The 23373-nt window shown below is 67.0% G+C and carries 23 protein-coding genes and 3 pseudogenes; 12 read left to right on the forward strand and 14 right to left on the reverse strand.

The features are described 5' to 3' along the window. Nucleotides 1-329 precede the first annotated feature (329 nt). The gene (locus AC1VWI_RS34810) at nt 330-668 is read left to right on the forward strand and encodes a hypothetical protein (RefSeq protein ID WP_499514991.1); all 339 of its coding nucleotides are present in this window, start codon (nt 330-332) and stop codon (nt 666-668) included. A gap of 7 nt (nt 669-675) precedes the next feature. On the opposite strand, the gene AC1VWI_RS34815 is transcribed toward AC1VWI_RS34810, so the two are convergent. Beyond that, complete coding sequence (locus tag AC1VWI_RS34815; protein WP_499514992.1) at nt 676-1233, reverse strand: hypothetical protein; 558 nt, start codon at nt 1231-1233, stop codon at nt 676-678. A 1338-nt stretch (nt 1234-2571) separates the two neighbouring features. After that, complete coding sequence (locus AC1VWI_RS34820; protein ID WP_499514993.1) at nt 2572-2982, reverse strand: ATP-binding protein; 411 nt, start codon at nt 2980-2982, stop codon at nt 2572-2574. Between the two features lie 215 nt (nt 2983-3197). On the opposite strand from AC1VWI_RS34820, the gene AC1VWI_RS34825 reads away from it, so the two are divergent. Both AC1VWI_RS34825 and AC1VWI_RS34830 read left to right on the forward strand, forming a co-directional pair. After that, nucleotides 3198-4442, forward strand: a complete 1245-nt coding sequence (locus AC1VWI_RS34825; protein WP_499514994.1) for a helix-turn-helix domain-containing protein — start codon at nt 3198-3200, stop codon at nt 4440-4442. Nucleotides 4443-4455: 13 nt separating this feature from the next. Beyond that, the gene (locus AC1VWI_RS34830; protein ID WP_499514995.1) at nt 4456-4932 is read left to right on the forward strand and encodes a hypothetical protein; all 477 of its coding nucleotides are present in this window, start codon (nt 4456-4458) and stop codon (nt 4930-4932) included. 119 nt (nt 4933-5051) lie between these two features. On the opposite strand, the pseudogene istA reads toward AC1VWI_RS34830, so the two are convergent. The 5 genes and pseudogenes from istA to AC1VWI_RS34855 form a co-directional block, all read right to left on the reverse strand. Next, nucleotides 5052-6653, reverse strand: a pseudogene (istA, locus tag AC1VWI_RS34835) (IS21 family transposase); the annotation flags it as partial. 156 nt (nt 6654-6809) lie between these two features. Next, entirely contained in the window at nt 6810-7097 is a 288-nt protein-coding gene (locus tag AC1VWI_RS34840) for a hypothetical protein (RefSeq protein WP_499514996.1), read from the reverse strand. 248 nt (nt 7098-7345) lie between these two features. Beyond that, complete coding sequence (locus tag AC1VWI_RS34845; protein ID WP_499514997.1) at nt 7346-7687, reverse strand: transposase; 342 nt, start codon at nt 7685-7687, stop codon at nt 7346-7348. Between the two features lie 38 nt (nt 7688-7725). Further along, nucleotides 7726-8499: an ISL3 family transposase gene (locus AC1VWI_RS34850; protein WP_499514998.1), complete on the reverse strand. Its 774-nt coding sequence runs from the start codon at nt 8497-8499 to the stop codon at nt 7726-7728. A gap of 17 nt (nt 8500-8516) precedes the next feature. After that, nucleotides 8517-8939, reverse strand: a complete 423-nt coding sequence (locus tag AC1VWI_RS34855) for a transposase family protein (protein ID WP_499514999.1) — start codon at nt 8937-8939, stop codon at nt 8517-8519. A gap of 199 nt (nt 8940-9138) precedes the next feature. Between AC1VWI_RS34855 and AC1VWI_RS34860 the strand changes: the two are divergent. The 4 genes and pseudogenes from AC1VWI_RS34860 to AC1VWI_RS34875 all read left to right on the forward strand — a co-directional run. Beyond that, nucleotides 9139-9492: pseudogene (locus tag AC1VWI_RS34860) on the forward strand (UTRA domain-containing protein); the annotation flags it as partial. Nucleotides 9493-9993: 501 nt separating this feature from the next. Further along, nucleotides 9994-10866 (forward strand): DUF6083 domain-containing protein, encoded by an 873-nt coding sequence (locus tag AC1VWI_RS34865; RefSeq protein WP_499515000.1) that lies wholly within the window; start codon nt 9994-9996, stop codon nt 10864-10866. A 136-nt stretch (nt 10867-11002) separates the two neighbouring features. Beyond that, nucleotides 11003-11470: a DnaB-like helicase N-terminal domain-containing protein gene (locus AC1VWI_RS34870; protein ID WP_499515001.1), complete on the forward strand. Its 468-nt coding sequence runs from the start codon at nt 11003-11005 to the stop codon at nt 11468-11470. 50 nt (nt 11471-11520) lie between these two features. After that, nucleotides 11521-12984 carry a UvrD-helicase domain-containing protein gene (locus AC1VWI_RS34875; protein WP_499515002.1) on the forward strand — a complete coding sequence of 488 codons (1464 nt, stop codon included), beginning with the start codon at nt 11521-11523 and terminating at the stop codon, nt 12982-12984. 222 nt (nt 12985-13206) lie between these two features. On the opposite strand, the gene AC1VWI_RS34880 is transcribed toward AC1VWI_RS34875, so the two are convergent. Then, nucleotides 13207-13494 (reverse strand): hypothetical protein, encoded by a 288-nt coding sequence (locus AC1VWI_RS34880; RefSeq protein ID WP_499515003.1) that lies wholly within the window; start codon nt 13492-13494, stop codon nt 13207-13209. A gap of 287 nt (nt 13495-13781) precedes the next feature. On the opposite strand from AC1VWI_RS34880, the gene AC1VWI_RS34885 reads away from it, so the two are divergent. Beyond that, complete coding sequence (locus tag AC1VWI_RS34885) at nt 13782-13952, forward strand: hypothetical protein (RefSeq protein WP_499515004.1); 171 nt, start codon at nt 13782-13784, stop codon at nt 13950-13952. Nucleotides 13953-14334: 382 nt separating this feature from the next. On the opposite strand, the gene AC1VWI_RS34890 is transcribed toward AC1VWI_RS34885, so the two are convergent. The 4 genes from AC1VWI_RS34890 to queC are packed head-to-tail and all read right to left on the reverse strand — an operon-like array spanning nt 14335 to nt 16802. Further along, complete coding sequence (locus tag AC1VWI_RS34890; protein WP_499515005.1) at nt 14335-15108, reverse strand: GTP cyclohydrolase I FolE2; 774 nt, start codon at nt 15106-15108, stop codon at nt 14335-14337. Nucleotides 15109-15112: 4 nt separating this feature from the next. Further along, nucleotides 15113-15469, reverse strand: coding sequence for a 6-carboxytetrahydropterin synthase QueD (gene queD / locus AC1VWI_RS34895; protein WP_499515006.1), 357 nt, complete (start codon nt 15467-15469; stop codon nt 15113-15115). Next, nucleotides 15469-16104 carry a 7-carboxy-7-deazaguanine synthase gene (queE, locus tag AC1VWI_RS34900; protein WP_499515007.1) on the reverse strand — a complete coding sequence of 212 codons (636 nt, stop codon included), beginning with the start codon at nt 16102-16104 and terminating at the stop codon, nt 15469-15471. The genes queD and queE overlap by 1 nt, the downstream gene beginning before the upstream one ends. Nucleotides 16105-16106: 2 nt before the next feature. Then, a complete protein-coding gene (queC, locus tag AC1VWI_RS34905; protein WP_499515008.1) occupies nt 16107-16802 on the reverse strand; it encodes a 7-cyano-7-deazaguanine synthase QueC in 696 nt (231 codons plus the stop codon). A 123-nt stretch (nt 16803-16925) separates the two neighbouring features. Here queC and AC1VWI_RS34910 point away from each other — a divergent pair, with 123 nt between their 5' ends. Genes AC1VWI_RS34910 through dbpB (AC1VWI_RS34925) form a run of 4 tightly spaced genes read left to right on the forward strand, consistent with a single transcriptional unit; the run spans nt 16926 to nt 21316 of the window. Next, complete coding sequence (locus AC1VWI_RS34910; RefSeq protein WP_499515009.1) at nt 16926-17819, forward strand: hypothetical protein; 894 nt, start codon at nt 16926-16928, stop codon at nt 17817-17819. Then, nucleotides 17816-18949, forward strand: a complete 1134-nt coding sequence (dbpB, locus tag AC1VWI_RS34915) for a DGQHR domain-containing protein DpdB (RefSeq protein WP_499515010.1) — start codon at nt 17816-17818, stop codon at nt 18947-18949. The genes AC1VWI_RS34910 and dbpB (AC1VWI_RS34915) overlap by 4 nt, the downstream gene beginning before the upstream one ends. Continuing rightward, the gene (dpdA, locus tag AC1VWI_RS34920) at nt 18946-20166 is read left to right on the forward strand and encodes a tRNA-guanine transglycosylase DpdA (protein ID WP_499515011.1); all 1221 of its coding nucleotides are present in this window, start codon (nt 18946-18948) and stop codon (nt 20164-20166) included. The genes dbpB (AC1VWI_RS34915) and dpdA overlap by 4 nt, the downstream gene beginning before the upstream one ends. A 46-nt stretch (nt 20167-20212) precedes the next feature. Next, nucleotides 20213-21316, forward strand: coding sequence for a DGQHR domain-containing protein DpdB (gene dbpB, locus AC1VWI_RS34925; RefSeq protein WP_499515012.1), 1104 nt, complete (start codon nt 20213-20215; stop codon nt 21314-21316). A 367-nt stretch (nt 21317-21683) separates the two neighbouring features. On the opposite strand, the gene AC1VWI_RS34930 is transcribed toward dbpB (AC1VWI_RS34925), so the two are convergent. Both AC1VWI_RS34930 and AC1VWI_RS34935 read right to left on the reverse strand, forming a co-directional pair. Beyond that, on the reverse strand, nt 21684-22136 hold the full coding sequence (locus tag AC1VWI_RS34930) for a PspA/IM30 family protein (protein WP_499515013.1): 453 nt from the start codon (nt 22134-22136) through the stop codon (nt 21684-21686). Beyond that, nucleotides 22133-22982: pseudogene (locus AC1VWI_RS34935) on the reverse strand (IS5 family transposase). Before AC1VWI_RS34935 ends, AC1VWI_RS34930 begins: the two are co-directional and overlap by 4 nt. Nucleotides 22983-23373: the final 391 nt, after the last annotated feature.

Here is a 23373-nt window from a genome sequence, read left to right on the forward strand (position 1 = left end):
CACAGTCGACTCGGCCAACTGCGTCGGTAGCTGTCTGTCATCGGTATCCGCTCATGGCTCCCCTTTGTGTCAAGCCGTGGGCTCAGTTTTGATCTCGGGCCCGATGAGCCGCTGAACGAGGTGCGGACCGCCGCCACACGGGCCTTCGAGGTCGTGCTCGGCGCTGCAGCCGCCACGTACGAGACCGGTGTTCTGCACCTGACGGAGTCGTACGCCACCGCCGAAGTGCGGTTTCATCAGTGACGCCCTTCATACATAACGCGCGCCTGCGTAAGTGCAGTTCTCGGGGATCTGCCGCGCAGTACGCGTCTGCCTGGCACGCTAGCGGCGTGGTGTACGTGGTGACCGTAGATACCTCCGTTCGTGCGGGAAAGCCGGAGATGGATCCCCTGCACCGGACGGGGGCTCTTGCCCTGTTCGATCAAGGCTTCGATGCCGTGGAGGCGATCGAGGGTCCGGACGGCATGGAGGTCGATCTCCTCGACCGTGTCGTGGCAGTCCACCCCGGTGGGGCAATAGTCAAGGTGTTCGTGGACGGCCCAACATTGGTGTTCGCCGAGTGTCGACGGTCAGCGATTTCCCCAGCGGTGACGGCTTTCGCGTCAGGTAATTCCCCACCCTGGCGGTCACGTGTCCCCAGGGGGACGCCGCTCGCGGCCACAGGGTGAGGTGACGTCAGCTGAGCATGCGGGGCCCGCGTGCCACGAGCGGCCGGCTGTCGTCCTCTGGCAGGACCGCGATGAAGAGCCAGTCGCCGTCTTCGACTCGGGCCAGGCCGATGGTTCTGGCGGTGTTGAAAGCCTCGATGGCGTGCTCGGCGCCCTCGGTCAGTGAGTCGAGGCGGGCGTAATGCCGGGCCAGGTCTGCGGCGGGACCGTGGATCCAAAGGCGCACTTTGGCCCCTTTTCGCAGGGCGGCGAGGAGGTCGTTGCGGGCCTGTCCCGGGTCGGCGCCCTGGAGTGTGTCGTGAAGTCGCTCTTGGGCGCACGGCTTCGTGGGAGCCGCTTCGGCCCGGTGGCGGCAGTCCGGACATGCCTCGGGCTCTGCTGATTCGAAGAGATGCAGGTAGCGGGTGATGTGGTTCTCCGGAATGCCGCAGAGTGTCCCGCTCTCGCCCATGGCGTGTTCGACGCCGGGCTCGCCCGTGAGCTGGCCGGCCCCGAAGCTGGCTGCCTCCCGCGCGGTCGCAAAGGACCATCCGCCATCTGGGTCATGAGTCACGCGGGTGAGCATGCCACAGCCATCTGTCCTGGTCAGCCTCGTTCTTTGGCGGCAACGTCGGGGTGGCTTGTGTGGTGATGGATGCCGGCGGTTGGGGTGGCGGGGTGATCCCCGGCTGGTGCGGGTTGGTGTCGTTCGCACCTCTAGCACTGTGGCGGTCGGGGTGGTGGTGGGTGGGGCGGGTCCCGTCGTGGCGCAGGCGTGGCAGGTGTCGGACAGACGCCACCGGCGGCCTCCCGCGCAGCGCACCAGCACCAGCTGGACCAGGCCGTCACAGCCACGGTGCCGCGGATGCCAGCGGCAGCCGTATTGGCCGCACTGGCACGTCCGCAGGTGCGACGCGAGCGGCGCGGCACGGACATGCGCCACCAGATGCGCCACGACAGCGCCACGCACCGGCTCCGCCCCCGGCAGGTCACCGAGTCGGCCGCATTCCTCGCACGTCATGACCGCCCCCGCACTCATGGGCCGGACCTCCACCGTCCACGCTCGCCGCAGCGGACCCAGGCTCGTGTCACGCCGCATAAGCTCCCGCCCCTCCCCAGATGCCGGGTCGCGGGCCTCCAGTGGGCTTCCAGGCGCGGAGGCCGGCGGCAGGCAATCTCACGCCCCTCCCGGACCCCGCTCCCGCACCCCAGCGTGCGCGCCGCCGCTGAGGTGACAGCGGCCCGGGCCGTCGCCGCAGCACACGGATGCCGCCGAATCGGCGACCGAGTCCGGATTCCTCCGTGGCACACCCACCGGCGGCGCGCAGGTCAGGCCGGACGGACGGCGGCAGGGCTCCGGCCGAAAGCCGAAGAACATCAAGGAACACGGTGTCTTCCAAGGTCGTGGATTAGATGGGCCCGCCACGCGCGCCGGGTGATGATCCGGGCAGGCTCGCCAGCGCGCGCGGCGGGATCACGGCCCCGCCTGGTACGAGCCGTGCGCCCCCGTCGGGGCGGGGGCGTCCTCCCCGACGAACGGGGAGGAACCATGGGGTCGGCGCCGTGGCGTGGTCGCTGCGGCACTCCGATTTACCGCTCGGATGCTGCACCGTGTGCCGGTCGCGATGTCGTGCCTGTCGTGGCACCGCCGACGTTCGCGCACCACCCGCCGGCCTCCCGCACCCGCAGCTGAAGGGGCACGCGGGACGCCTCATCGCCGAGACGGTCCCAGCTGCTGCCTCGGCGGGACGCCGACCGTCACCATCACGACGAGCTGGCCGCGCTCCGGCTCGAACGCCACATGGAACGGGAGCTGCTCGCCAGCCTCAACGGTCACTGCAGAGAACCACCTTCGACATCGACGCGAGGAACGGGAGGGGAACCGGCCCGGCAGTGCGACGGGGGACTCCGCCGGGCCGGGGCTTCACAGGGCGGGCTGCCGGGCGATAGTCGCCCACACGGTCTTGCCGACCGGATCGCGGTCACGGACCCCAAAGTCGGCTGCGGCCGCCCGTACGAGCATCAGCCCCCGCCCGCTCTCGGCATCGCTCGACGCGATCACAGGGCGGGGATGCCGGCGGCTAGGGTCGGACACCTCCAGCAGCAACTGGGCGCCATCGTCCGATACGTGGACGTGCACCAGGTGCCGGGTGTCGCAGTGCCGGATCGCGTTGGTGACCAGCTCGCTGGCGATCAGCACCGCGGTGTCCATCGCACCCTCGGGGACATCCCAGCCGGCGAGAACCCGCCCCACCTGTCTGCGGGCGATGTACACCGTCTTGGGAAACGGCGTGAACCACATCTGCCACCGCTGCGAGGTCCCGTGCGTCGTCATCACGGCTCCGCTCCCCCTTCAAAGGGCACCATCGCCCCGGTCGGGTTTTCCAAGAGGTCAGCGCCGACCTGACGTCGTGTCGGACACTGACTGTAGGAAAGCCGCCCGTCACGGCCGCCGCCATCTCCGATGCAGGCAGCGCATGCGGATATGCACCCATCGCATACAAGGCGGGTAGATGCTGAGCGACGGTACGTAGCGTGGGAGGGGAACGCATGGACGGGGCCGGCAACAAGCAAGTCCGGGACGCCGCACGAGGCGGCGACTACGGCCGCGTCATCAAGCTGACTCGCAAGGCTTTAGGCCTGACCCAGCGCCAGCTCGGGGAGGCCTGCGGCCTGTCTCAGTCGGCCATGTCACGCCTCGAAGACCGCGGCGTCGGCACCTACAACATGAGCCTCCTGGCGAGCGCGGCCAGCCACCTCGGCATCCCTCCGAACCTGGTCGGTCTCGCCGACTACGACCGGAACGGGAACAGCACGGTGGAACGCCGAGAATTCCTCGCCGGGGTCGCCGCAGTTGCAGCGACGCCAGCCACAGCCCACATCCCTGCCCGCCCCGAATGGGACAGCGGCCAGGCAGCCGCCCTACGTGTCGCCACAACCGCCTTCCGCCGCCTGGACGCCACAGTCGGCTCACGCGACCTCGCCGATGCCGCACAAGCCCACCTGCGCCTCATCCAGCGCGTCGCCTCCCAGGCCCCGGACGCCTCCCACAAGGCCCGCATGGCCGCCGTCGGCTCCGAAGCCGCCTCCCTGGTCGGCTGGCTCGCCTGGGACATGGCCGACCACGGCTCCGCCCGCACCTGGTACGGCTCGGCCATCAAGGCCGCCCGCACCGCCGGGGACTCCCTGCTCGGCGCCTACCAGACCGGCAGCCTCGCCCAATTCGAGGTGGAAGCGGGCAACACCGCCGAGGGCTTGCGCCTGATCGCCCGAGCGCGCCGCCAGCTCGGCCCCGACCTTCCGGCCATCGCTGCCGCCTGGCTCGCCTCCATTGAGGCCGTCGCCCACGCCACCGCCGGCGAGGATCGCGCCACCGAGCGCGCCCTGCGCTCCTGTGAGCAGCACACCGCGCGCGTGCCGCGCGAGGACCCGCCGCCGTGGCCGTGGGTGTTCTCCTTCGACGAGCGGAAGGTGGCTTCCTGCCGCGTCGTGTGCGGGGCGCGCCTCGGCCGGTCCCGCTGGGTTCTGTCCTCGCAGGAGATCACCACCGCCCTGTCGTCCGGCCACGAGAAGCAGCGCGCACTTCTGACCCTCGACGTCGCCACCGGCCACCTGTCCACCGGCCGCGTCGACTCCGCGTTCGCGCTGGCGACCCGGGCCGTCCACGACGGAGTGCGGCTCAAGTCCGGGCGCGTCGTCGAGCGCGCCCGTGCCTTCCGCCGCTCCTATACCTCGCAGACACCGCCCGGTATCGTGCGCGACTTCGACACCCTGCTGCACGACACCTACCTGTAAGGGGGAAGCCAGCATGCGCCTGGGCATCACGGGCCATCGGGGGCTGTCGCCGGCGGTCGAGGCCCAAGTCCGTGCCGAACTCGTCAAGCTGGTCGACGCCACCGCGGCGGAGGACCTGGTGGGGATCAGCTGCATCGCAGACGGGCCCGACGCCTGGTTCGCGCAGGCCGTTCTCCAGCACGGCGGCCGCCTCGAAGTGGTCATCCCTGCCGCCGAGTACCGCGAGAGCCTGCCCGACTGGCACTACCCGGTGTACGACGAGCTGATGGCCCGCGCCGCCGACGTCCACCACACCGGGATGCGCGAGTCCACCTCGCAGGCTCACCAGGCGGGCAGCGAGATCGTCGTGGGGCTCGCCGACCAGCTGATCGCCGTGTGGGACGGGCAGCCAGCCCGTGGATACGGCGGCACCGCTGACGTCGTCGTCTACGCGCGCCGTGTCGGCGTCCCCGTACAGATCGTGTGGCCCGAAGGGGCCAGCCGGGACTGATCCGAGGAGGACTTACCCACGGACCGAGCCGTTTCTCCGCGGCCGACGGCCGTCGGCCGCGGAGAACGGGGGAACAGGACAACCTTCAGTCCCTTCGCGTCCTGCCCACTGGTGCGGTGGCGGCGGAGCAACTGGTCATAGCGGGTCACCGAGGGCATCGGCCTGGTGTCCGGCGGCAGGTGTGCGAGCCGCCACTCGTGCAAGGACGTGATGGTCGCTGAGGGCTGGCCTGTCGGGTGCGGAGCGCGGGGGGCAGGGACGGTCGTGAGTTCTTCCTCGGTCTGGGCAGCTTTGCGGGCCTCCAGGGCAACGGCGTCCGCGGTCAGGGCTCCAGCCCGAAGGGCCGTGGCCAGGCCGGCGACCAGGTGCTCGTGCGCGATATGCCGGCCCAGCAGCAGCACTTCGATCAGTGCTCGGGTGCCGTCCCTCTCGCCGTGGACCTTGCGGGCGGCAGCCCACCAGGCATCATGAACCGGGGTGAACCTCCCCGCCGAGCGGGCCTGTTCCAGTGCGGTGGCGCCGGGGAAAGCACCCGGTTTGCGGACCAGGGCCTCCAGGTAGTGATCCAGCTCCAGGCGGATTCCGCACTTGGCAATCAGGCGTTCATGCCGGGCCACTTCCACGTTCTGCTCGTAAACCACCAGGTGACAGGCGTGCAGCATGACCCGAACCTTCTTGCCGATCAGGCGGACGGGGACCGAGTAGCGGTTTGTGCGGACGGTGATCTGGCTGTAGCGGTCCACGCGCGGCGTGAACAAACGGCCAGTCTCGAACGGTTCGTCCGGGAGGGGTGCCAGCAGCGGCTGTTCGACGGCGAAGTACTCGTCGATCGTCCGGGGCCTTGCCCCGATGCGCCGGCGTCCGTCGTGGAGGTCCCACTGATCGACCAGTTCGTTCAGCTCGACGAGCGAGGCGACTTCGGGGACGGGCGTGAAGTGGTTGCGGCGGAAGTAGCCGATCTGCCCCTCGACCCCGCCCTTTTCGTGGGCGCCCTCGATGCCGGGGCGGCAGTAGAAGCTCTCGATGCCGAAGTGGGAGCGGAACGCGATCCAGCGGTCGGTCTCCACCCGGGCTCGGCTGAGGCCCAGGACCTGGGCGACCGCGGATTTCAGGTTGTCGTAGCGGACCTTGGTCCGCGGGACGCCGCCCAGCGTTTGGAGCGCGTGCACATGGCCTTCGAAGAACGCTTCCTGCCCGCAGGAGGCGAAGACGCGGTGGACGGCCTTACCCGAGTAGGACAGGCGGAAGGAGAACAGGTAGCAGGTGACCAGTTCACCGGCCAGCCACACTTTGACGTCGCCGAAGTCGACTTCCGCTTCCATCCCGGGCTGGTGGGACTGAGGGACGAACGCCTCCACCGGCGCCTTCCCGGACGCCGCTAGGATCTCGGGCTTCCGGTCAGCAACGTAGCGTCGGACCATCTGGTAGGAGATGTCCTCAGCACCGTTCTCCTCGACGAGCCGGTGGAAGATCCGAGTGACCGTGTGCCGCTGCTTGCGAGGCGCGTCCAGGTCCGCTCGCAGTATCTGGTCGATCACGGACTTGTACGGATCGAGCGCGGTCGCACGCGGCGGGATCTGCTTCCGGGGTTCCGGCCAGGCGGAGTTCACCGCCTTCCGCACCGTCCGGTACGTCACCCCGTATTTGCGCTCCAGGGCTCGCATCGACGTACCAGCACGGTGGTCACGCCGGATCGCCGCATACAGCTCGACCTTCGACATCTGCGGCATGACCAGCACCTTTCACCAGGAGCATCCCGATGCTGCCCTGGCAAGAACCGCAGTGCTGTCAAAACTCGGTTCTGGCACAGATCTTGGGGAGCGGTCGCGGAGGGTGACGGTGTCGTTCGACTGAAGGGCGCACGGGTCCGCGGTTCGTCAGCGTTCACGCATCCTGGTCCACCACCAGCCCTCCATTGCCCACTCGATGTTGTTGGGCTCCGGCAAGGTGCGGCGCTCGAATTCCTCATCGATGCGCGTGATCAGTCGCCCCAAGTCCCTTTTGGCTCCGGGAGGAAGGACTCGCATCGCCCACTCCAGGTCGTCCCGGGCATCTTCCACCTCTATCCCGGGCGAAACGGCCTCGGAGGCGTTCAGATAGCGCCCAGGCTGCTTGAAGGCCCACTCAAAGCGGGAGAGCGCATTGGCGACCGCGTTGGGCCACATGTGCTGGTCTTCGACCCGGCGGATCGCTGCACGAGTCTGCGCGGAGACGCCGCGGACTCTCAGGACCGGATACTGCCATCGTGGCCGCCACCGCTCTGCACGGACGGCCTTGGGACGCCTACGCGGCATCGCCCTTTCGGATCAACATGAGGTCATACTGCCACGGCTGGGCACCCGTATGGACTCCTGTAGCAGCCAATGTTCCTACTCCTCGATTCTCGCGCAGGTCTCGGGAGCGTCTCAAAGTGTTACTGGAGCAGGACCATCTTGCGGAGTAGTCCGAATCCGGCTCGCCCGTAGAGCTGCCGCTTGATCTTCTTGATGCGGTTGACCGCGCCCTCGATGCTGCCGGAGCTCCAGCCGAGAGTGAGCCCGGCCGTCACGGCGTCGAGGTCTCGAAGCAGGTGAACTGCAAAGGCTGTGAGGCCGGGGAGCTGGCTGGCGTCCGCTGCGTCGATCCAGGTGGGGAGTGTGGAGCCGAGCCGGTCGGCGAGCATCTCGCCGAAGTCGCGGACGTGTTCCGCCGCCTTGTCCAGTTCGGGGCAGCGGGCCAGGACCTCCTTCAGACCGGCCCGCTCTTCCTCGGTCAAGGTAGCGGGGTGACGGGTGAGCCAGCCTGTCACCTGCCTCACCGTCGGCGGCCGGGGCGGCGCCTCGGCCGGAGCCCCGCGCAAGGTGGCGATGTAGGCGCGACCATGCCGTAGGTGACCGGGGCGTGCTCGGAAACCAGCTCGGCGTGCAGCTGGGTGACGCTGGTGCATCCCTCGGTTAAGCGTCGCTCCAGGTAGGGCTTGTATGGGTCCAGTCTGCTGGACCTGGGTCGATTCTCGCGGAAGGTGTCCTGCCAGCGTGCAGCGTTTGCATATCGGAGCACGGTATTGAGGCCCCAGCCCAGGTGTCGGGCGATCGCCCGGCGTGAGTGATCTTGGTTAAGGAGGTCGTGTACCAGTGCGTGTGCTGCCTTCTTCCGCTCAGCCCGTCGGCCGACGGGCTCCGAGTCGTCTTGCGGCCGACCGGAAGTCAGCCGGGTGGCGCCGGGCAGCATTGCGCCGCTGGGCGAAGGATTACGCAGGCAGTCGCGATGGGCGGCGACGCAGGTCTCCACGGCTCGGCCGAGGCCCCGCCACAGATGGAACCGGTCGGCGACCTGCAGGGCGTCGGGGGCACCGCGCCGGGCACCGTCGGCGTAGGCGCCCGCTCGGTCCCGGCAGATGATCTCCACGCCGGGGTGGCTGATCAGCCAGGCGGCCAGTGGCCCGGCTTCACGGGTCGGGAGTACATCGACCACGCGATGGTCTTCGACGCTGGTCAAGACGGTGGCATAGGTCTGGCCACGGCGGATCGCAAAGTCGTCCACGCCCAGCACCCGCGGCGTGCTGAACGCTGGATCGGGCAATGCCATGACCCTACGTAGCAAGGTCATCCTGCCCGCGCCGAATCCCAGCTGGGCAGCCAGCCGAGCTCCGCCCCGCCCGGCCAGAGCGAGCCCAACTCGCTCCAGACGTGGTTGAGCCGCGTGGTGAACCGCGCATGTGGGGCGGCCAACCGGGAGAACGGCTCGGCAAACGTCCTGCGCCGACAGCTCGCCGAACCGCAGATGAAGCGCCGAACGGTCAACCGGATCACGAAGCCCTGCTCAGCGAGCGGAACATCCCTCAGCTTGCGCTGATATCGGTCGTGGACCCGGTCCGAGAAGCAGCCACAATCCGGACACGCAGAGCCGACCCCGCGGCCTCTCGCCATGACTTCGACCGTGCCGAACGCGGCCGTCACCGCCTCGACATCCACATCGTCGATCCCGGCGAACACCAACGAGTCCCAGAACGGTGCATCGGTCTGCATGACCAGCACCCTCACCGTCCAAAGCCAACCGCAGCGGCGGTCGACAGAGACCTGAGGGAGCGTCAATTCTCGTCATGGGACGACAAGGCGTACGCGGTCTCACGCGAACAGTTCCCACGCAATCGAACATCGCTGTAACACTCTGCGACGGCTCCCCAAGATCTGTGCCAGAACCCGCTACCCGTGAACAAAGCCAGACGAGTTCATGGCTGACGGCCGGCCGGTGCAACTGTCGACGTCGTGGGAGCCGACGGCCATCACGGACGGCACGCCCATTGTGCAGCCGGAGATGGGTCCCCTTGCCGGCGCGGGCATCGTGAAGCGGATGTGGACCATCGGCGTCACCGTCGAGACCGCCGTCGAGGTGCCGCGGCCGGGGCGCGCCACTCAAGAAGAGGCCAACCTGCTGGGGATCAGCGTCGGAGACCTGCTGATGCGGATCGAGTGCACGTACTACGACGGCGATGGTCGGCCTGTAGAGACGGCCGACCTTGTGGTGCCAGACGTCCGCTGGGAGATCGCGTACGAGATCGACATAGACCGCGGCGAGTGACGGCTGAGGTCTGCACAACGGGCTGCCAGTCGTGCCGGTAGGGACGCTAAGCCTCCCTCGAGCCAGGTGAGTTGCAGGTACGGCCGCGTTGTCCACACGCTCGTGCTGACGAACGCGCCGTTGCGGCGCTGGTTACGGTCGTTCTGTTGGCAGGGGCCGCCTCAATCGATGCTGCAGGGCGTCAGGTCCGGCGATGAGCCCGTGCGGCGGAGATCGTCTTGGAGCAGGCATAGGGCGAGGCGGCGTTTCTGCGGCCCCTGTCGCAGCCGACCGCATGAGCGACGGGTGTTGAGTGCGCCGGCTGGATGGGCGGTCAGCCGCGTCTTGCGGTCGAAGGGGGCGGGGTGCACGGCACCCTTGTGTGGCTCGACCGGTTCGAGGGGCCCGATGGAACACATGAGCTATTGAGCGAACCCTTGTGCGACTTGAAGGGGTCGAGAGGGTGACTTCCTCGGCTTGGTCGTCCATGTTGTGGCGTGTCTGCCGTCACCGTCTGCGGTCATGCGCTCGACGAACAACTCCTTCGCTGACGACGGTTTCGCCTGGGACGGCAGCCGAAAGAATTACCGGCCACGCCGGTCCCTGCGCATTACCGAAGACAGTCCGAGCCGACTGCTGCGCACTGCGCAGAGCGCCCGGTGTGATCTCTGCGGGAACCCCATTGAGTGGTACCAACGCCCGGGAGGTACTGCTGTTCCGCTGCATCCGGTAGAGCTGCCCGCGGGGTCGGTGCCGCCGGGGGAGCGATGGCATGTCTCTTCCGGTGTCGCTCATGCTTCCCATGACGGGAGCGCGTGGTGCCGGGTGCGGCACCACGCGCTGTGCCCCGCATCCCCAGTCGGCAACCGCAGCCCGTTGGAGGAGGTGTGCCGGGCCCTCGCGCTGAACTCCCGCCGCCTGCAAGATGCTGGCCTGTTCACACCCCGGCTTGAGCAGCCAGCCCAGGCCGCGCCGGATGTGCCTGTCCGGCCGGTCGTGCGCATCATCGGCGCGCGCTATCTGGCCCCCGGTCCTCTCGAGGACGTCCAGTGTGTGGCTCGGACCCGCGCCCGGCGTCGCTGCTGCCTTCCTGTCCTGGACCCCGAGGCCGTGCCCGGTACGTGGCGGCTTGAGCTCGTCGATCCGCTGCTTCGCCCTGGCGACGGGCACCTGCCGGCCGACCCGGAAGTGATGGCCCTGTACGACCTCACGGGCTTGCCGTACGCCGAACAGCTGCGCTGGCGCGCCCAGCGCTGTACCGCTCACGTCACTGTTCGCGGTGCTGCGGACAGCGCTCTGATTGCCTGGGAGCCCTTTGACCCGGTCCGGCACCGCCTGTACATCCGCGACCGGCTTCCCGGCCCGTCGCCTGCCTCGGGCCGTGGTCTGGGGTGAGCCTGCTGCCCTCGAGTGACCGTTCCGCTCGGCTGCCCGCCCGCGTGGGCCCGGCGGCCGCTGGGACCACGCCCCGCCCGCAGCTCTCGCTGCGGCAGTTTCGCTGCCCCTGTCCTGGCCGTTTCGGAGGCCCCTGGTGTCCAAGACCTTGATCGGTACTCCGGACCCTGACCAGCCCCCGCCCGGGCCAGCCCTGCGTGGCGAACATGCCGAACGCGTGATCCTGGCCACGTTGCTCCGTCACCCGCAGCTCGCCCCGTACTTGATGGCGGTCCTGCACCCGGCGCACTTCAGCAGCCTGGCCTGCCGGGAGGTCTTCCTCGCTGCGGCCGCCATCCATCACCACAAGGAGCCCTGCACTGCGGCGGCCGTCACGGCCGAACTCGCCCGGCGGCAGCGAACGAGCACGGCCGCCCTCCTCGAGCAGGCCAAGGACCTGGTTACCGATCTGGTCCGTTCTGCGGTGCCGGCGGAGCCGGTAGTAGCGCACTACGCGGCGATCGTCCGGGACCTGGCCGCGCTGCGCCGCCATACGACTGCTCATCCCGAGGGTTTGCCGCCGGTGCCGATGCGCGGCTTCCTCATTGACGACGACACCACCTGACCACTCCTGCGCGCCCCAACCGCGCTCTCACAGATCGACGATGCTCAACGATGCTGCAGCCCACCGACGAACAAGTCCTGGCCGCCGATGCTTTCGCCACCGGGGATCACCTGGTGATCCAGGCCGGAGCCGGCACCGGAAAGACAACGACCCTCACCCAGCTCGCCGTCGGCACCTCCCGCCGCGGCCTGTATGTCGCGTTCAACCGGGCCATCGCCCAGGACGCCGCCGGCCGCTTCCCCGGCACGGTGCTGTGCAAGACCGCCCACTCCCTGGCCTACGCCGCCATCGGCCACCGCTACCAAGCCCGCCTGAACGGACCCCGCCTTCCCGGCCGCCACACCGCCGACGCGCTTGGCATCACCAAGCCCATGCGCATCGGCGACCGAACCGTGTATCCGGCCACGCTGACCTCCACGGCCCAGCGCACCGTGACCCGCTTCTGCCACTCCGCCGACCCCGTCATCGACCGCCACCACGTGCCCCCGCTACGCGGCCTGGACACCGAGGACCTGCACGCCGAACTCGCCCGCCGCATCCTGCCCTACGCCCGCGCCGCCTGGACCGACCTGCAACACCCCGACACCGGCGCCGTCCGCTTCGAACACGACCACTACCTGAAACTGTGGGCTCTGTCCGACCCGAAACTGCGCACAGACTTCGTGCTCCTGGACGAGGCCCAGGACACCAACCCCGTCCTGGAACAGGTCCTGCTCGCCCAGCGCGGCCACGCCCAGCTGGTCATGGTCGGGGACTCGGCGCAGGCCATCTATGGCTGGCGTGGTGCCAAGGACGTGATGACCGGCTTCGACGGCACCGCCCTGTCCCTGACCCGGTCCTTTCGGTTCGGCCCCCTGCTGGCACTGGAGGCCAACCGGTGGCTGGCGATCGCCGACGCCCCGATCCGCCTGGAAGGCAGCCAGACGATCCCCACCGAGGTCGGAAAGGTGACCCAGCCGGACGCGGTGCTGTGCCGCAGCAACATCGGCGCCATGGCCCAGATTTTCCGCTTCCTCGCTCTCGGCCGCAGGGTTGCGCTGGTCGGGGGAGGTCAGGCCCTGCGCGCTCTGGCGCTGGCCGCCCGGGACTTGCAGGACGGATGCCGGACCTCCCACCCCGAGCTGGTGCTGTTCACCTCCTGGGGCCAGCTGCAGGACTACGCCGGACACGACCCCGCCGGCAGCGACCTGGAGCCCCTGGTCGACCTCGTCGACCACCACGGCACCGACGCCATCCTCGCCGCGGTCAACCAACTGGTCCACGAGCAGGACGCGCAGGTGACCGGGTCCACCGCGCACAAGGCCAAGGGCCGCGAATGGCCCCAGGTCGAGATCGCCGACGACTTCCACCCACCCAAAGACAGCGACGAGACCGACGAGCACGGAAACCCCCTGCCCGGACCGATCGACGAAGCCGACGCCCGCCTCGCCTACGTCGCTGTCACCCGCGCACGCATCCGCCTCGACCTCGGCGGGCTGACCTGGATCAACGACCACCCCGACGGAAACCCGTAGTGCAGTAAGGCGGGTGGTGAAGAGCCGTCCGCCACAGGGATGGCAAACGCGAAAAGGGTGCCTTCAGCCTTGCGGCTTGCATTGCGCCGTGCTGCGCCGGCAGCCCCCGACACCATCCCCGGTGCCCGTTGGGTTGTCCACAACTGACGAGCCGGGGACTGTCGTTCACCGGGCGCTGTTACTGAGGTTTTCGTGTGGGCGTCGGGTGGTGACGGTCAGCTCTCAGAAGAGGTCAGGGCGAACCTGCGAGAAGTAGTACGGCCGCTGGGCGATGAAGTCCACCGCATCCATGCCGGTCAGATAGTCCGTGCTGGTCTCGGAGTAGCGGGTGTTCTCCTTCCCGTCGAAGAACTTCCCGCTGGTGGTCTTGGAGACCTCGATGGTGCCACCGGAGACGCTCATCGCAACCTGATGGGTCTGGTTCCCGTAGCCGTCATAGGGCTGATATGTGTGGCTGACGCTGTCGAACTCGCCTGCCTCGAGCGCTTCGAGAACTCGGTTTACATCCATGACCAGCGCCTCCAGGTTGGCCGGAGAGTAGGGGACGCCCCGACCACCGGGGTGGTCGGGGCGTCTCTGCAACCCCACGTTGAAAGGTGAGAGCTCCAGCCTAGAACTGGCTCGTCGACTGCATGTGTGCATTCAGCAAGTTCGTTCCCAACTGGCCCCCGTCCCTCGAGGCCGCTCTCACTGGCTCCTCGAGAGCGACCTCGTCGAGGTGGACCTGCTCGACCACCTGCCCGTCCCGGAACGGATTCACGCATGTACGCGGCGCGGCTGAGCTGCGGTCGTTCACCATGGCACTCGACGATCACGCCGACACCGATGACAGTCGTGTGTATCTCAGGCTTGCTACGTACGTTACTGCTGCGTCCATCAACCAGGCGCTCCCCAGCGCTGATCCGCAGGAACCGCGAAGGTGGATCGACCGCGTGGACCGCGACTACGCGTGGATCGATCCTGAGTGACGCGCTCAGGAGAGACCTCTTCGTATGCCAGAGCAGTGATGTTGCGGTGCCGGGCCGCGGTGGTCAGTTCGTGCACCGCGTCGTACCCATTTGGCATCGCTGCCTGGCCACTGAGTGGAGCAAGACCACCTACCGAAGGTTCTCCTCGCCCGGTGCGGCCACGCCCCAGCCGGTCACGGTCGGCCCAGGCCGTCAGGGCACGCGGCACGCACTTCCGCTTCGGGACTTCGCTTGGCGATGAAGCCACTGCTGACTGGTACTCGCCGGCGCCCCGGTCCGCCTGCAGGGCAGCGAAGCAATCCCGAGCGAACTCGGCACTGTTCGCCCAACCCGATGCGGTGATGCGCCAGAGCAATGTCGGCGCGGCGCCATGGCGGAGGAATCAGCAGGTGTGGTGGAGGGTGGCGATGGCGTCGTGACTATGAATGCTTTCCAGGTTTTTTGCCTTAATTGTGTGGCTAAGACCTTTTTCGCGACATGTGAGGCTTATGTCGCGGATGATGTCCTCAACGAAGACCGGGTGATCGTAGGCCTGCATGGTGACGACGCGCTCGTCGGGTCGTTTAATGAGGGGAATTACCGGTGCGGAGCCGGCACTGCGCAGCAGATCCACCATGGCGTGGACGGGCAGGGGGTAGGGGGTATCCGTGGTGCCGGTGATCTTCAGGGTGATTTCGCTGCGTTGGTTGTGGGCTCCGTAGTCGGAGATGGCCTTGGAGCATGGGCACAGACTGGTGACGTGAGTGGTCACCGACGTGGCGACGGTGCATCCGGCCGCGTCGATGCAACCGGTGATGGTGACATCGTGGGTCTGCCAGGACTCCTGCTGGCTGGCTGGTGCGGTTACAACGGTGGCGACCGGCAGGGTCAGCGCGAGGGTGAGGGAGGGCGCGTCCAGCAGGGTGAGCCCGCGTTTGAGGGCGATGGGCAACTCCTGCGGGGTGAGGGTGGCTACTTCCTCGTGCACAAGTGCGATCATGCGGCTCATGTGGGTGCCGCGTCGCTCTGCCTGCAGTTCCACGGTGACGCTGATGTCGGCGATGCCTTGCTGGCGCGTGTGACCGTCGTCGAAGGTCACGGGGTATCGCAGGCCGCTGATGCCTACCTCGTCAATGGGGATGCCGCGGGTGTCGGGCTCGTTTTGGATGTCGTGCATGCCGCTACTCGCCTCGGTAGGTGCAACCGGAGGTGCACGTCTCGCGCACGGTGATGACAGACAGGCCGGGAAGCTCAGCAACCATACGGTCCCAAATCCAGCGAGCCAGGTTCTCACTCGTGGGATTTTCGAGCCCTTCGATGTCATTCAGGTAGTAATGGTCGAGTTGTGCATCAATGGGCTTAAAGGCCTGCTTGATGTCCCCGAAGTCCATCACCCAGCCCGCTTCCGCATCGACGGGCGCCTCGACATGCACGGAGACCTTGTAGGAGTGGCCGTGCAGACGGGCGCACTTGTGGCCCTCGGGCACGCGCGGCAGGCGGTGGGCCGCTTCGAAGGTGAACTCGCGAAAGATTTCCATTACTGAATTCCCAGATATTTGTGCGTCTGGAGAGAAAGCGTCCAGCGCGGGTTCTTCATGCAGTACTCGACGGCGGCACGGGTGTGCGTCTCACGGTCGGCGTCATCCAGTGGTTGCAGCCGGAAGTGGCTGAAGTCCAGCTCTTCAAACTGGGCCGGGTCGCCACCTGTCTGCGGGTAGACCAGTTTGAGTTCGTCGCCGTGGGTGAGGACCAAGGTGGAGCCGATCTTCGGACTCACGCACAGCCAGTCGATGCCGCGGGGAGCCGGGCGGGTGCCGTTGGTTTCCACCGCGATTTCGAAGCCGCGCTCGTGCAGGGCGTCGATGGCGTCCTCGTCCAACTGCAGCAGCGGTTCTCCTCCAGTGCACACCACGAACCGGTGGGCGCGATCGGCAGTGGGCCAGGCGGCTTCCACGGCGTCGGCCAACTCCTGGGCTGTCCGGAAACGGCCGCCCCCTTCGCCGTCGGTGCCGACGAAATCGGTGTCGCAGAACTGGCAGATGGCACGGGAGCGGTCCCGTTCCCGGCCGGTCCACAGATTGCATCGGGAGAAGCGACAAAAGACCGCCGGGCGGCCGGCATGGCTGCCCTCTCCCTGTAGCGTGTAGAAGATTTCCTTGATCAGGTAGGTCATGCTCAGGCGCTCTGATACCGGACGGGGTCCGTCACGCCAGCTTCGGCGAAGCCCTTCAGGCGCAGCAGGCAGGTGTCGCACTTGCCGCAGGCTCGGCCCTGCTCGTCGGGGTCGTAGCAGGAGGAGGTGAGGGAGTAGTCCACACCCAGACGCAGGCCCTCGCGGACGATGTCCGCCTTGGACAGTGCGATCAGCGGGGAGTGGAGCGTGATCTTGGAGGTTCCTTCGACGCCCGCCTTGGTGGCCAGGTTGGCCATGGTGGCAAAGGCCTCCATGTACTCGGGGCGGCAGTCGGGGTAGCCGCTGTAGTCCACGGCAGTCACCCCGGTGAAGATGTCGCTGGCGCCGACGGTCTCGGCAAACGCCAGCGCGAACGACAGGAAGATCGTGTTGCGGGCCGGCACGTAGGTGATCGGTACCCCCCTGTCCTGCACGTCTGCCAGAGACTCGTGCTTGGGCACCTCGATGTCAGCGGTGAGGGCAGAGCCGCCGAAGACCCGCAGATCGATGTCGGCGATGACGTGCCGGGCCACGCCCTGGGCCTCGGCTACGCGCTGGGCCGCCTCCAACTCGATCGAGTGCCGCTGGCCGTAGCGGAAGCTGAGCGCATAGGGAGTGAATCCTTGGTCCTTGGCGATGGCCAGCACCGTGGTCGAGTCCAGGCCGCCGCTCAGCAACACGATCGCGGGACGGTCCATGCTGTCACTCCCTTGTCTGAAGTCCAGTTGCCTCAGGTGAGGCAGTGGCAGCTTACCCTCCTAACTACCGGCTACAGTAACCACAACAACAAACGAGTTACGGAAGCCAGAGGTCGATCCGCAGTGAACGAGTTGCCCATCGTGGTCACGTGCACGGACCGGAAGACCTCACCACCTGAGCCGCGCCTGCAGGCCAGAGACCTGACCGCCACGGACATTCCGCCACGGGCCGCGGAATGGGCGCGCCGCTTGCGCGCCGTGCCGGGACCGCGGGTCGCGCTGAGCGATCTGTATCAGGGCGATCAGTGGCGACGCGCCCAACTCCTCACAAAAGCCGCATCTCGGGCAGGGTTTGTTCCCCGCCTCTACGTGGCCTCGGCCGGGCTGGGCCTGCGGCCAGTTTCCAGTCTTGCCCCGTCCTATGCGGCGACTTTCACGCCACGACACGCAGACTCCGTGGTTTCGTCCAGTGCGCAGACGGCCAACTGGTGGGATCATCTGCAGCGCATGGACGGCAGCAGTCACCTACCGCAGCTCGCCGCCGCGGGGCAGGCGCTGGTGGTGCTGTCCGAGACTTACGCCCAGGCCATGCACCACGACCTTGCCGCGCTGGCGGTGACGGGAGCCGACGTGGTGCTGATCGGAGGCGCCTGCGATCTGGACGGGATCGTGCGCCTGCCGGCCAATGCCGCCCTGCGAGGGGCCCTGGGCGGTACGCTCACCAGCTTGAATGTCCGCATGGCGGCTTCCTGGCTCGAGCACTGCATACCGGGCCGTCTCATCACCCCTGCTGCGCAGGCGCGTTGGGTGGCCTGGGCGGACCAGGCGGCGCGCCCTGAACGTTATGACCGCCGGCCGATGTCGGACGAAGCCGTGATCGACTTCATCAAAGACATGAAGAGCAGTTACCCCGACTACTCCCGGACCCGCCTGCTGCGCTTGCTGAGAGACGAGGGGATGGCCTGTGAACAAAAGCGCTTCGCCGACCTCTATACATCGACGATTGGCCCTCGATGACCTCCACTGTGCTTAAGCGCCGGGCCCTGCGGATCGAGCAGCACCCCACGATCCCTCTGTATGTGTTCACCTTGGCAGCAGAGGAGGTACATCAGGTCGCCGACGTGGCGCGGATCTCCAGGGACGAGGCCGGCAAACTGATCGGCTACCAACGTCCGGAGAAGAAGCAGCACGTACGGCAGATCCTGGAGTACCTCGACGGCGACGAGGTCCTGTTCCCCAACGGCCTGATCCTGGCGCTGCCCTCGAGCGTGCGCTTCAAGTCCAGCCCAGGCCCGGGCAGCAGCGACGGCCTGTGCACCTCGGGCACGTTGGAGATTCCCCTGCCCGACGCCGTCGACGCCCCGCGGCCGGCCTGGATCGTCGACGGTCAGCAGCGAAGCCTTGCCTTGGCGCGCACCCGCAACACCCGCCTGGCCGTGACCATTGCCGGGTTTGTCGCCGAAGACCTGGAAACCCAACGCGACCAGTTCCTGCGCGTGAACACGGTCTCCCCACTGCCCACCAACCTGGTCACCGAACTCCTTCCGGAAGTCGGTACCTCGCTGCCCACCAAGCTCTCCGCTCGCAAACTCCCCTCTGTCCTGGTCGAGGCCCTCAACCACGACAAGGACTCACCGTTTCGCGGACTGGTGCGCCGCCCCTCCACCACGGCAGAGCAAAAGGCCGAGGCCGTCGTCACGGATAACAGCCTCACCACGGCCATCCAGGAATCCCTCAACTCCCCTTCAGGCGTCTTCTTTCCCTACAAGAACCTGTCCAACGGCACGGTCGACACGGCCACCATTCGACAGATCCTCGTCGTCTACTGGAGTGCCGTGCGGGACACCTTCCCCGAGGCGTGGGGACTCCCGCCGACCCGATCCCGGTTGATGCACGGCGTGGGCATCCGCTCCATGGGACGCCTGATGGACCGCGTGATGATGACCATCCATCCCGCCTCCCCCCACGCCATCGACCAGGCACGGGCCGAACTCGCCCTGATCGCCCCCCACTGCCGCTGGACCCAGGGACGCTGGCCCGACCTGAACACCCCCTGGAACGAACTGCAGAACAACCCGCGCCACATCAGCACCCTGTCGAACTACCTCCTCCGTGTCTATGTGCAGGAAAAGGCAAAAGCCGCGTGAAATTCTATTTCCCTGACAGCCAAGACCTGGTCAGTCCCACCTACGACTTCATCAACGACGAGTACTCACCCTACCGAGTGCGCCAGCGTGATGACGTCTACGCCCACCAGGCCGTGACGCCGATCCCCTACGACGGGATCCTCGTCAGCAAAGCGGTTGTCGACGGATCAATGAAGGGCGCAGGAAAGTACTCTGCCCCACAGCGCGAACGCCTCTACCGCCTGGGCGTGAGGAACTTCTTCCGCCTCCCGGAGGCATGCTCCACGATCGGCGACTGCGGCGCCTTCAACTACATCGACGAAGAACGCCCACCCTATGAGGTGGACGAAGTCCTCGACTTCTACGGCCGATGCAGATTCGACGCAGGCATCAGCATCGACCACATCATCTTCGGATACATCCCGGAAGAATCCGACGCGAAACCGGAGCCGGCGTGGGTGGAGCGCCAGCAGATCTCCCTCCAACTCGCCGAAGACTTCCTCACCGCCACCAAGACACAAGGCACCCGATTCGAACCCGTCGGCGCCGCTCAGGGATGGGGCCCCCACAGCTACGCCCACAGCGTCGCACAACTGCAGAAAATGGGATACCAGCGCATCGCCCTCGGCGGTATGGTCCCCCTGAAATCCCACGAGATCCTCGCCTGCCTGCGCGCCATCGACGAAGTCCGCGCACCCGAAACCGGACTACACCTACTGGGCATCAACCGCGTCGAGAGCATGGAGCAGTTTGCCCGCCACGGCGTGACCAGCTTCGACAGCACCTCCGCCTTCCGCCAGGCCTTCATGGACGACCGCAACAACTACCACACAGCCACCGACCCCTATACCGCCATCCGCGTCCCCCAGGTCGACGGCAACCCCGCCCTGAAGCGCCTCATCCTGTCCGGCCACGTCTCCCAGGCCGAAGCCATCGTCGCCGAGCGCGCCTGCCTGCGCGCCCTGCGCGAATTCGACCAGGAAGAAACGGCACTCGAAGAAGTCATGAGTGCCCTAGCAACCTACGAAGCCCTCGTACTGGACCCGAAAAAGAAAAGCTACCTCGAGTACTACGAGCGCACCCTGAGCGACGCACCCTGGCGCACCTGCCCCTGTGCCCTGTGCAAGAAGCACGGAATCGAAATCGCAATATTCCGCGGCAGTGAACGCAACAAGCGCCGTGGATTTCACAATCTCACCGTACTCGAAGCAAAGATGAGACAACTCACCTTCACATAAACTCGCCCCGTCCAGCTTTTCTTTAGAACCCCGCCCAGGAGATGTGATGGCCGACCGATACGAGCTAAGGCTTCCCGCCCTCGAAGTACGTCAAGGCAACCGAAAAATCTACTGCTTTGCCGTAGACGGGAAGAAACTCCACAGCTTCGCCGCCGTCTCCCGCGTACGCCGCAACGACACCAGCGAACTGCAGGGCTACCAGCGCCCCGAGGTCCTCAGCCACATCCGCGGCATCCGTCGGTACCTCGAGTCCGAGCAAGCCATGCTCCCCAACGCCCTCGTCCTGGCCTTCGATGACACCGTCCGGTTTGAAACCGGCATCCGCCCCAACGCCGGCGTGGACTACTCCGTTCCCGGTGTCCTGGTGATCCCGGTCGATGAATCCCTCACCGACCAGGAGAAGCCCGCCCTGATCGTGGACGGACAGCAGCGCAGCGCCGCCATCCGTGATGCGGACCTGGCCGAATTCCCTGTTGCTGCGGTCGGGTTCATCGCCGACAATCAAGAGGACCAGCGCTCTCAGTTCATCCTGGTCAACTCCACCAAGCCGTTGCCCAAGGGACTCATCCACGAGTTGCTGCCGGAAACCAGCGGCCACCTCCCGCCCGCCTACGCCCGTAAGCGTCTGCCGGCCCAGTTGATGACCCGCCTCAACACCGACGGCAAGGGCCCCTTCTTCGGCCGGGTGGCCAGTCCCACCTCACCGCACGGCAACATCAAGGACACCAGTCTGCTGCGCATGCTGGAGCACAGTCTCTTCGAAGGCGCCCTCTACCAGTACCGCAACCCCGAAGACGGCTCCGGCGACGTTGAACGCATGCTGCAGCACCTGCGATCCTTCTGGACCATCGTGCAGCAGACCTTCAGCGACGCCTGGAAACTCCCGCCCCGCCAGTCCCGCCTCACCCACGGCGTCGGCATCCAAGCCATGGGCTTCGTCATGGACACCCTCACCGACGGCATGCCCGCCGACGACGTCGACTGCGACGAGGTTCGCAACGCGGTCCTCGGCCTCATGCCGGTGACTGCCTGGACGTCGGGCATGTGGCGCTTCGGCGATGGCGAGCAGCGCCGCTGGAACGGGCTGCAAAACACCCCCAACGACATCCGCCTGCTCACCGACCTGTTGGTCCGTACTGTGCGGGGCTAACCGATTGGCCGCGTTCACCGTGTCCAGGAGGACACGGTGAACGGAGTGCGAATTCGCCGTCGTCGGGTAGGAGGTCGACCGTCAGCCCAATCAACGTCGTGTGGATTGTGCTGTAGTGGCCGAGCGGCGTGGGCCCGCAGTCGGGAGTGAACCCGGTCCCAGGTCGGGGTTCTGGTTCTGCCAGCGCAGATGGCGTCAAGGGCGGTGAGCTGCTCAGGCGCACGTCCGGTTACTCCCACCAACCGGACGGAAAAACCGCCTATCGTACCGCCGGGGAGTATCCGCGCCGAGGCAAGCACCGTCGAAGCGAGGGTTCATCTCCAACCAGCGTTGACCATGTCCTACCAGCGCCGGTGCCCGACGGCTGTCACTTCGTCCCGCTTCGGCACGTCCCAGCGTCCCGCACCGGCTTTGAGAGGGCGTTAAGTCCGTTTCTGATAGCGGCCGCGTCCGGGTTGCTCGAGGAATCCCTGGCGAACGAGTCGTCCAGGCGGGAACGGGTGACGTTGATCGAGGGCTCGTCAGTGGGCAGGCCGAGATGTTCGTGCAGGTCGCGGACTCGGAACACCTTCTCGGGGCGCTCGTTGAAGACAGTCACGATGCGCTGGTAGACGGTAGCGGTCTCCGCGGAGGTCGGTGCGTAGTCGGGCGGGGTGAGGCCCTCGATGACCTTGCGGGTGGCGGCGAGTTCGGCCAGGCGGGCCTTGGCCTCGGCGAGGGCGGTGGCAAGCCGCTCGATCTCCTGATGCAAGTTGTCGACACGTGCGGTGGTCTCGTCGTGTTCGGTCTGCAGCAGCCGCAGGAGTTCGGAGCCGTTCACGCGGCCAACTCCACGTCGTTACGCCAGGCGGGGTGGGGGTGGTGAGACGGCGGAGCATGCCGGCGGTGGAGGCCCAGTAGATGCGGGAGGCCGCGTTGTCGGGCCGGTGGTCGTAGTCGCGGGGAGGCGGCGATGGAGCATGAGGGTGCCGTTGACCTGCTCGACCACCCACCGTTTCGGTTGCGGGACGAAGCCCCTGCCGTGGTCGGGGTTGCGCCGGACCACTTCGACAGTGATGTCCTTCACCGCTCCGTGGATGATCGCCGCGTCCTTGAAGCCCTGGTCGACCAGGGCTTTCTCCAGGTGCATCCCGCATCGTTCGGCCGCCTGGTCCAGCAGGGCGATGCCGGCCTCGTTGTCGTGTGCGCTCGCGGCCAGGACCACCACGCCGATGATCAGGCCATGACGTCCACGGCGAGCCCACGCTTGCGGCCAGGCGTCTTCTTGTTCACATCCAGTTCCGTCGTCACCTTCGGCACCCCGGCCGCCACGCGGACGGACTGCGTGTCGATGATCACCAGCGACGGGTCCTCTAATCGTCTGGACCGCTCCCGCACCTGGCAGCGCAGAATCTCCTGGATCCGCTGGTCAAGGCCATCCTCACGCCACAGGGTAAAGTAGTAGAACACCGCCGACCAGGCCGGGAGATCGTGGGGCAGGAGCCGCCGCTGACAGCCGGGTCCGGTTCTGGTAGAGCAGCGCGTTCACGACTTCCCGTAGATCGCAGGAGCCCGGGTGCCCGGTCGCGGACCGTGCCACCCGCTCCTGCTTCCAGCCTATGACCAGCGGTTCGATCAACGCCCACTGCTCGTCGGTCAAGTCGGTTGCGTACGGCATCCGTTCCATGTCAGCCACTACATCATGTACACGACATGACACGAGGATGGAACCGTCCCATCACCCCCGAACGGGCGACACCAGATCATCTGTAATGGGATTTAACGACCTCACACATGCTCGGTGTCCCCCCCTGGCGCCAGCCCGCGAACTTGCGTGTACCCCATTGCCCCGACCGGCTGTGTGCCTATGTCCACCATCCTCGCGCTCACACTTGGCGCCCAATCAGGGGAGGCCGACCGGCGCAGGGGTGGCACAAGCTCCTCTGAGAGGAGCCACGATGCGCCGGTGGGCGCGGGCTTCCGGCACGTGACCAGGGGTTCGCCCACTCGTTGATCGCTCAAAACATGCATCCGAGGGGGGACATTGTCGGTGGCGCCGTTTACGCTTCAACCGGCCA

Source organism: Streptomyces sp. TOM-9 (assembly GCF_056858595.1).

Excerpts from the sequence above, each read along its gene's own strand:
- AC1VWI_RS34815 (WP_499514992.1), bottom strand. The coding sequence starts at position 1,233 with ATGCTCACCCGCGTGACTCATGACCCAGATGGCGGATGGTCCTTTGCG.
- AC1VWI_RS34820 (WP_499514993.1), bottom strand. The coding sequence starts at position 2,982 with ATGACGACGCACGGGACCTCGCAGCGGTGGCAGATGTGGTTCACGCCG.
- AC1VWI_RS34825 (WP_499514994.1), top strand. The coding sequence starts at position 3,198 with ATGGACGGGGCCGGCAACAAGCAAGTCCGGGACGCCGCACGAGGCGGC.
- AC1VWI_RS34830 (WP_499514995.1), top strand. The coding sequence starts at position 4,456 with ATGCGCCTGGGCATCACGGGCCATCGGGGGCTGTCGCCGGCGGTCGAG.
- AC1VWI_RS34840 (WP_499514996.1), bottom strand. The coding sequence starts at position 7,097 with ATGTGGCCCAACGCGGTCGCCAATGCGCTCTCCCGCTTTGAGTGGGCC.
- AC1VWI_RS34850 (WP_499514998.1), bottom strand. The coding sequence starts at position 8,499 with ATGGCATTGCCCGATCCAGCGTTCAGCACGCCGCGGGTGCTGGGCGTG.
- AC1VWI_RS34855 (WP_499514999.1), bottom strand. The coding sequence starts at position 8,939 with ATGCAGACCGATGCACCGTTCTGGGACTCGTTGGTGTTCGCCGGGATC.
- AC1VWI_RS34865 (WP_499515000.1), top strand. The coding sequence starts at position 9,994 with ATGCGCTCGACGAACAACTCCTTCGCTGACGACGGTTTCGCCTGGGAC.
- AC1VWI_RS34875 (WP_499515002.1), top strand. The coding sequence starts at position 11,521 with ATGCTGCAGCCCACCGACGAACAAGTCCTGGCCGCCGATGCTTTCGCC.
- AC1VWI_RS34880 (WP_499515003.1), bottom strand. The coding sequence starts at position 13,494 with ATGGATGTAAACCGAGTTCTCGAAGCGCTCGAGGCAGGCGAGTTCGAC.
- AC1VWI_RS34885 (WP_499515004.1), top strand. The coding sequence starts at position 13,782 with ATGGCACTCGACGATCACGCCGACACCGATGACAGTCGTGTGTATCTC.
- AC1VWI_RS34890 (WP_499515005.1), bottom strand. The coding sequence starts at position 15,108 with ATGCACGACATCCAAAACGAGCCCGACACCCGCGGCATCCCCATTGAC.
- queD (WP_499515006.1), bottom strand. The coding sequence starts at position 15,469 with ATGGAAATCTTTCGCGAGTTCACCTTCGAAGCGGCCCACCGCCTGCCG.
- queE (WP_499515007.1), bottom strand. The coding sequence starts at position 16,104 with ATGACCTACCTGATCAAGGAAATCTTCTACACGCTACAGGGAGAGGGC.
- queC (WP_499515008.1), bottom strand. The coding sequence starts at position 16,802 with ATGGACCGTCCCGCGATCGTGTTGCTGAGCGGCGGCCTGGACTCGACC.
- dbpB (WP_499515010.1), top strand. The coding sequence starts at position 17,816 with ATGACCTCCACTGTGCTTAAGCGCCGGGCCCTGCGGATCGAGCAGCAC.
- dbpB (WP_499515012.1), top strand. The coding sequence starts at position 20,213 with ATGGCCGACCGATACGAGCTAAGGCTTCCCGCCCTCGAAGTACGTCAA.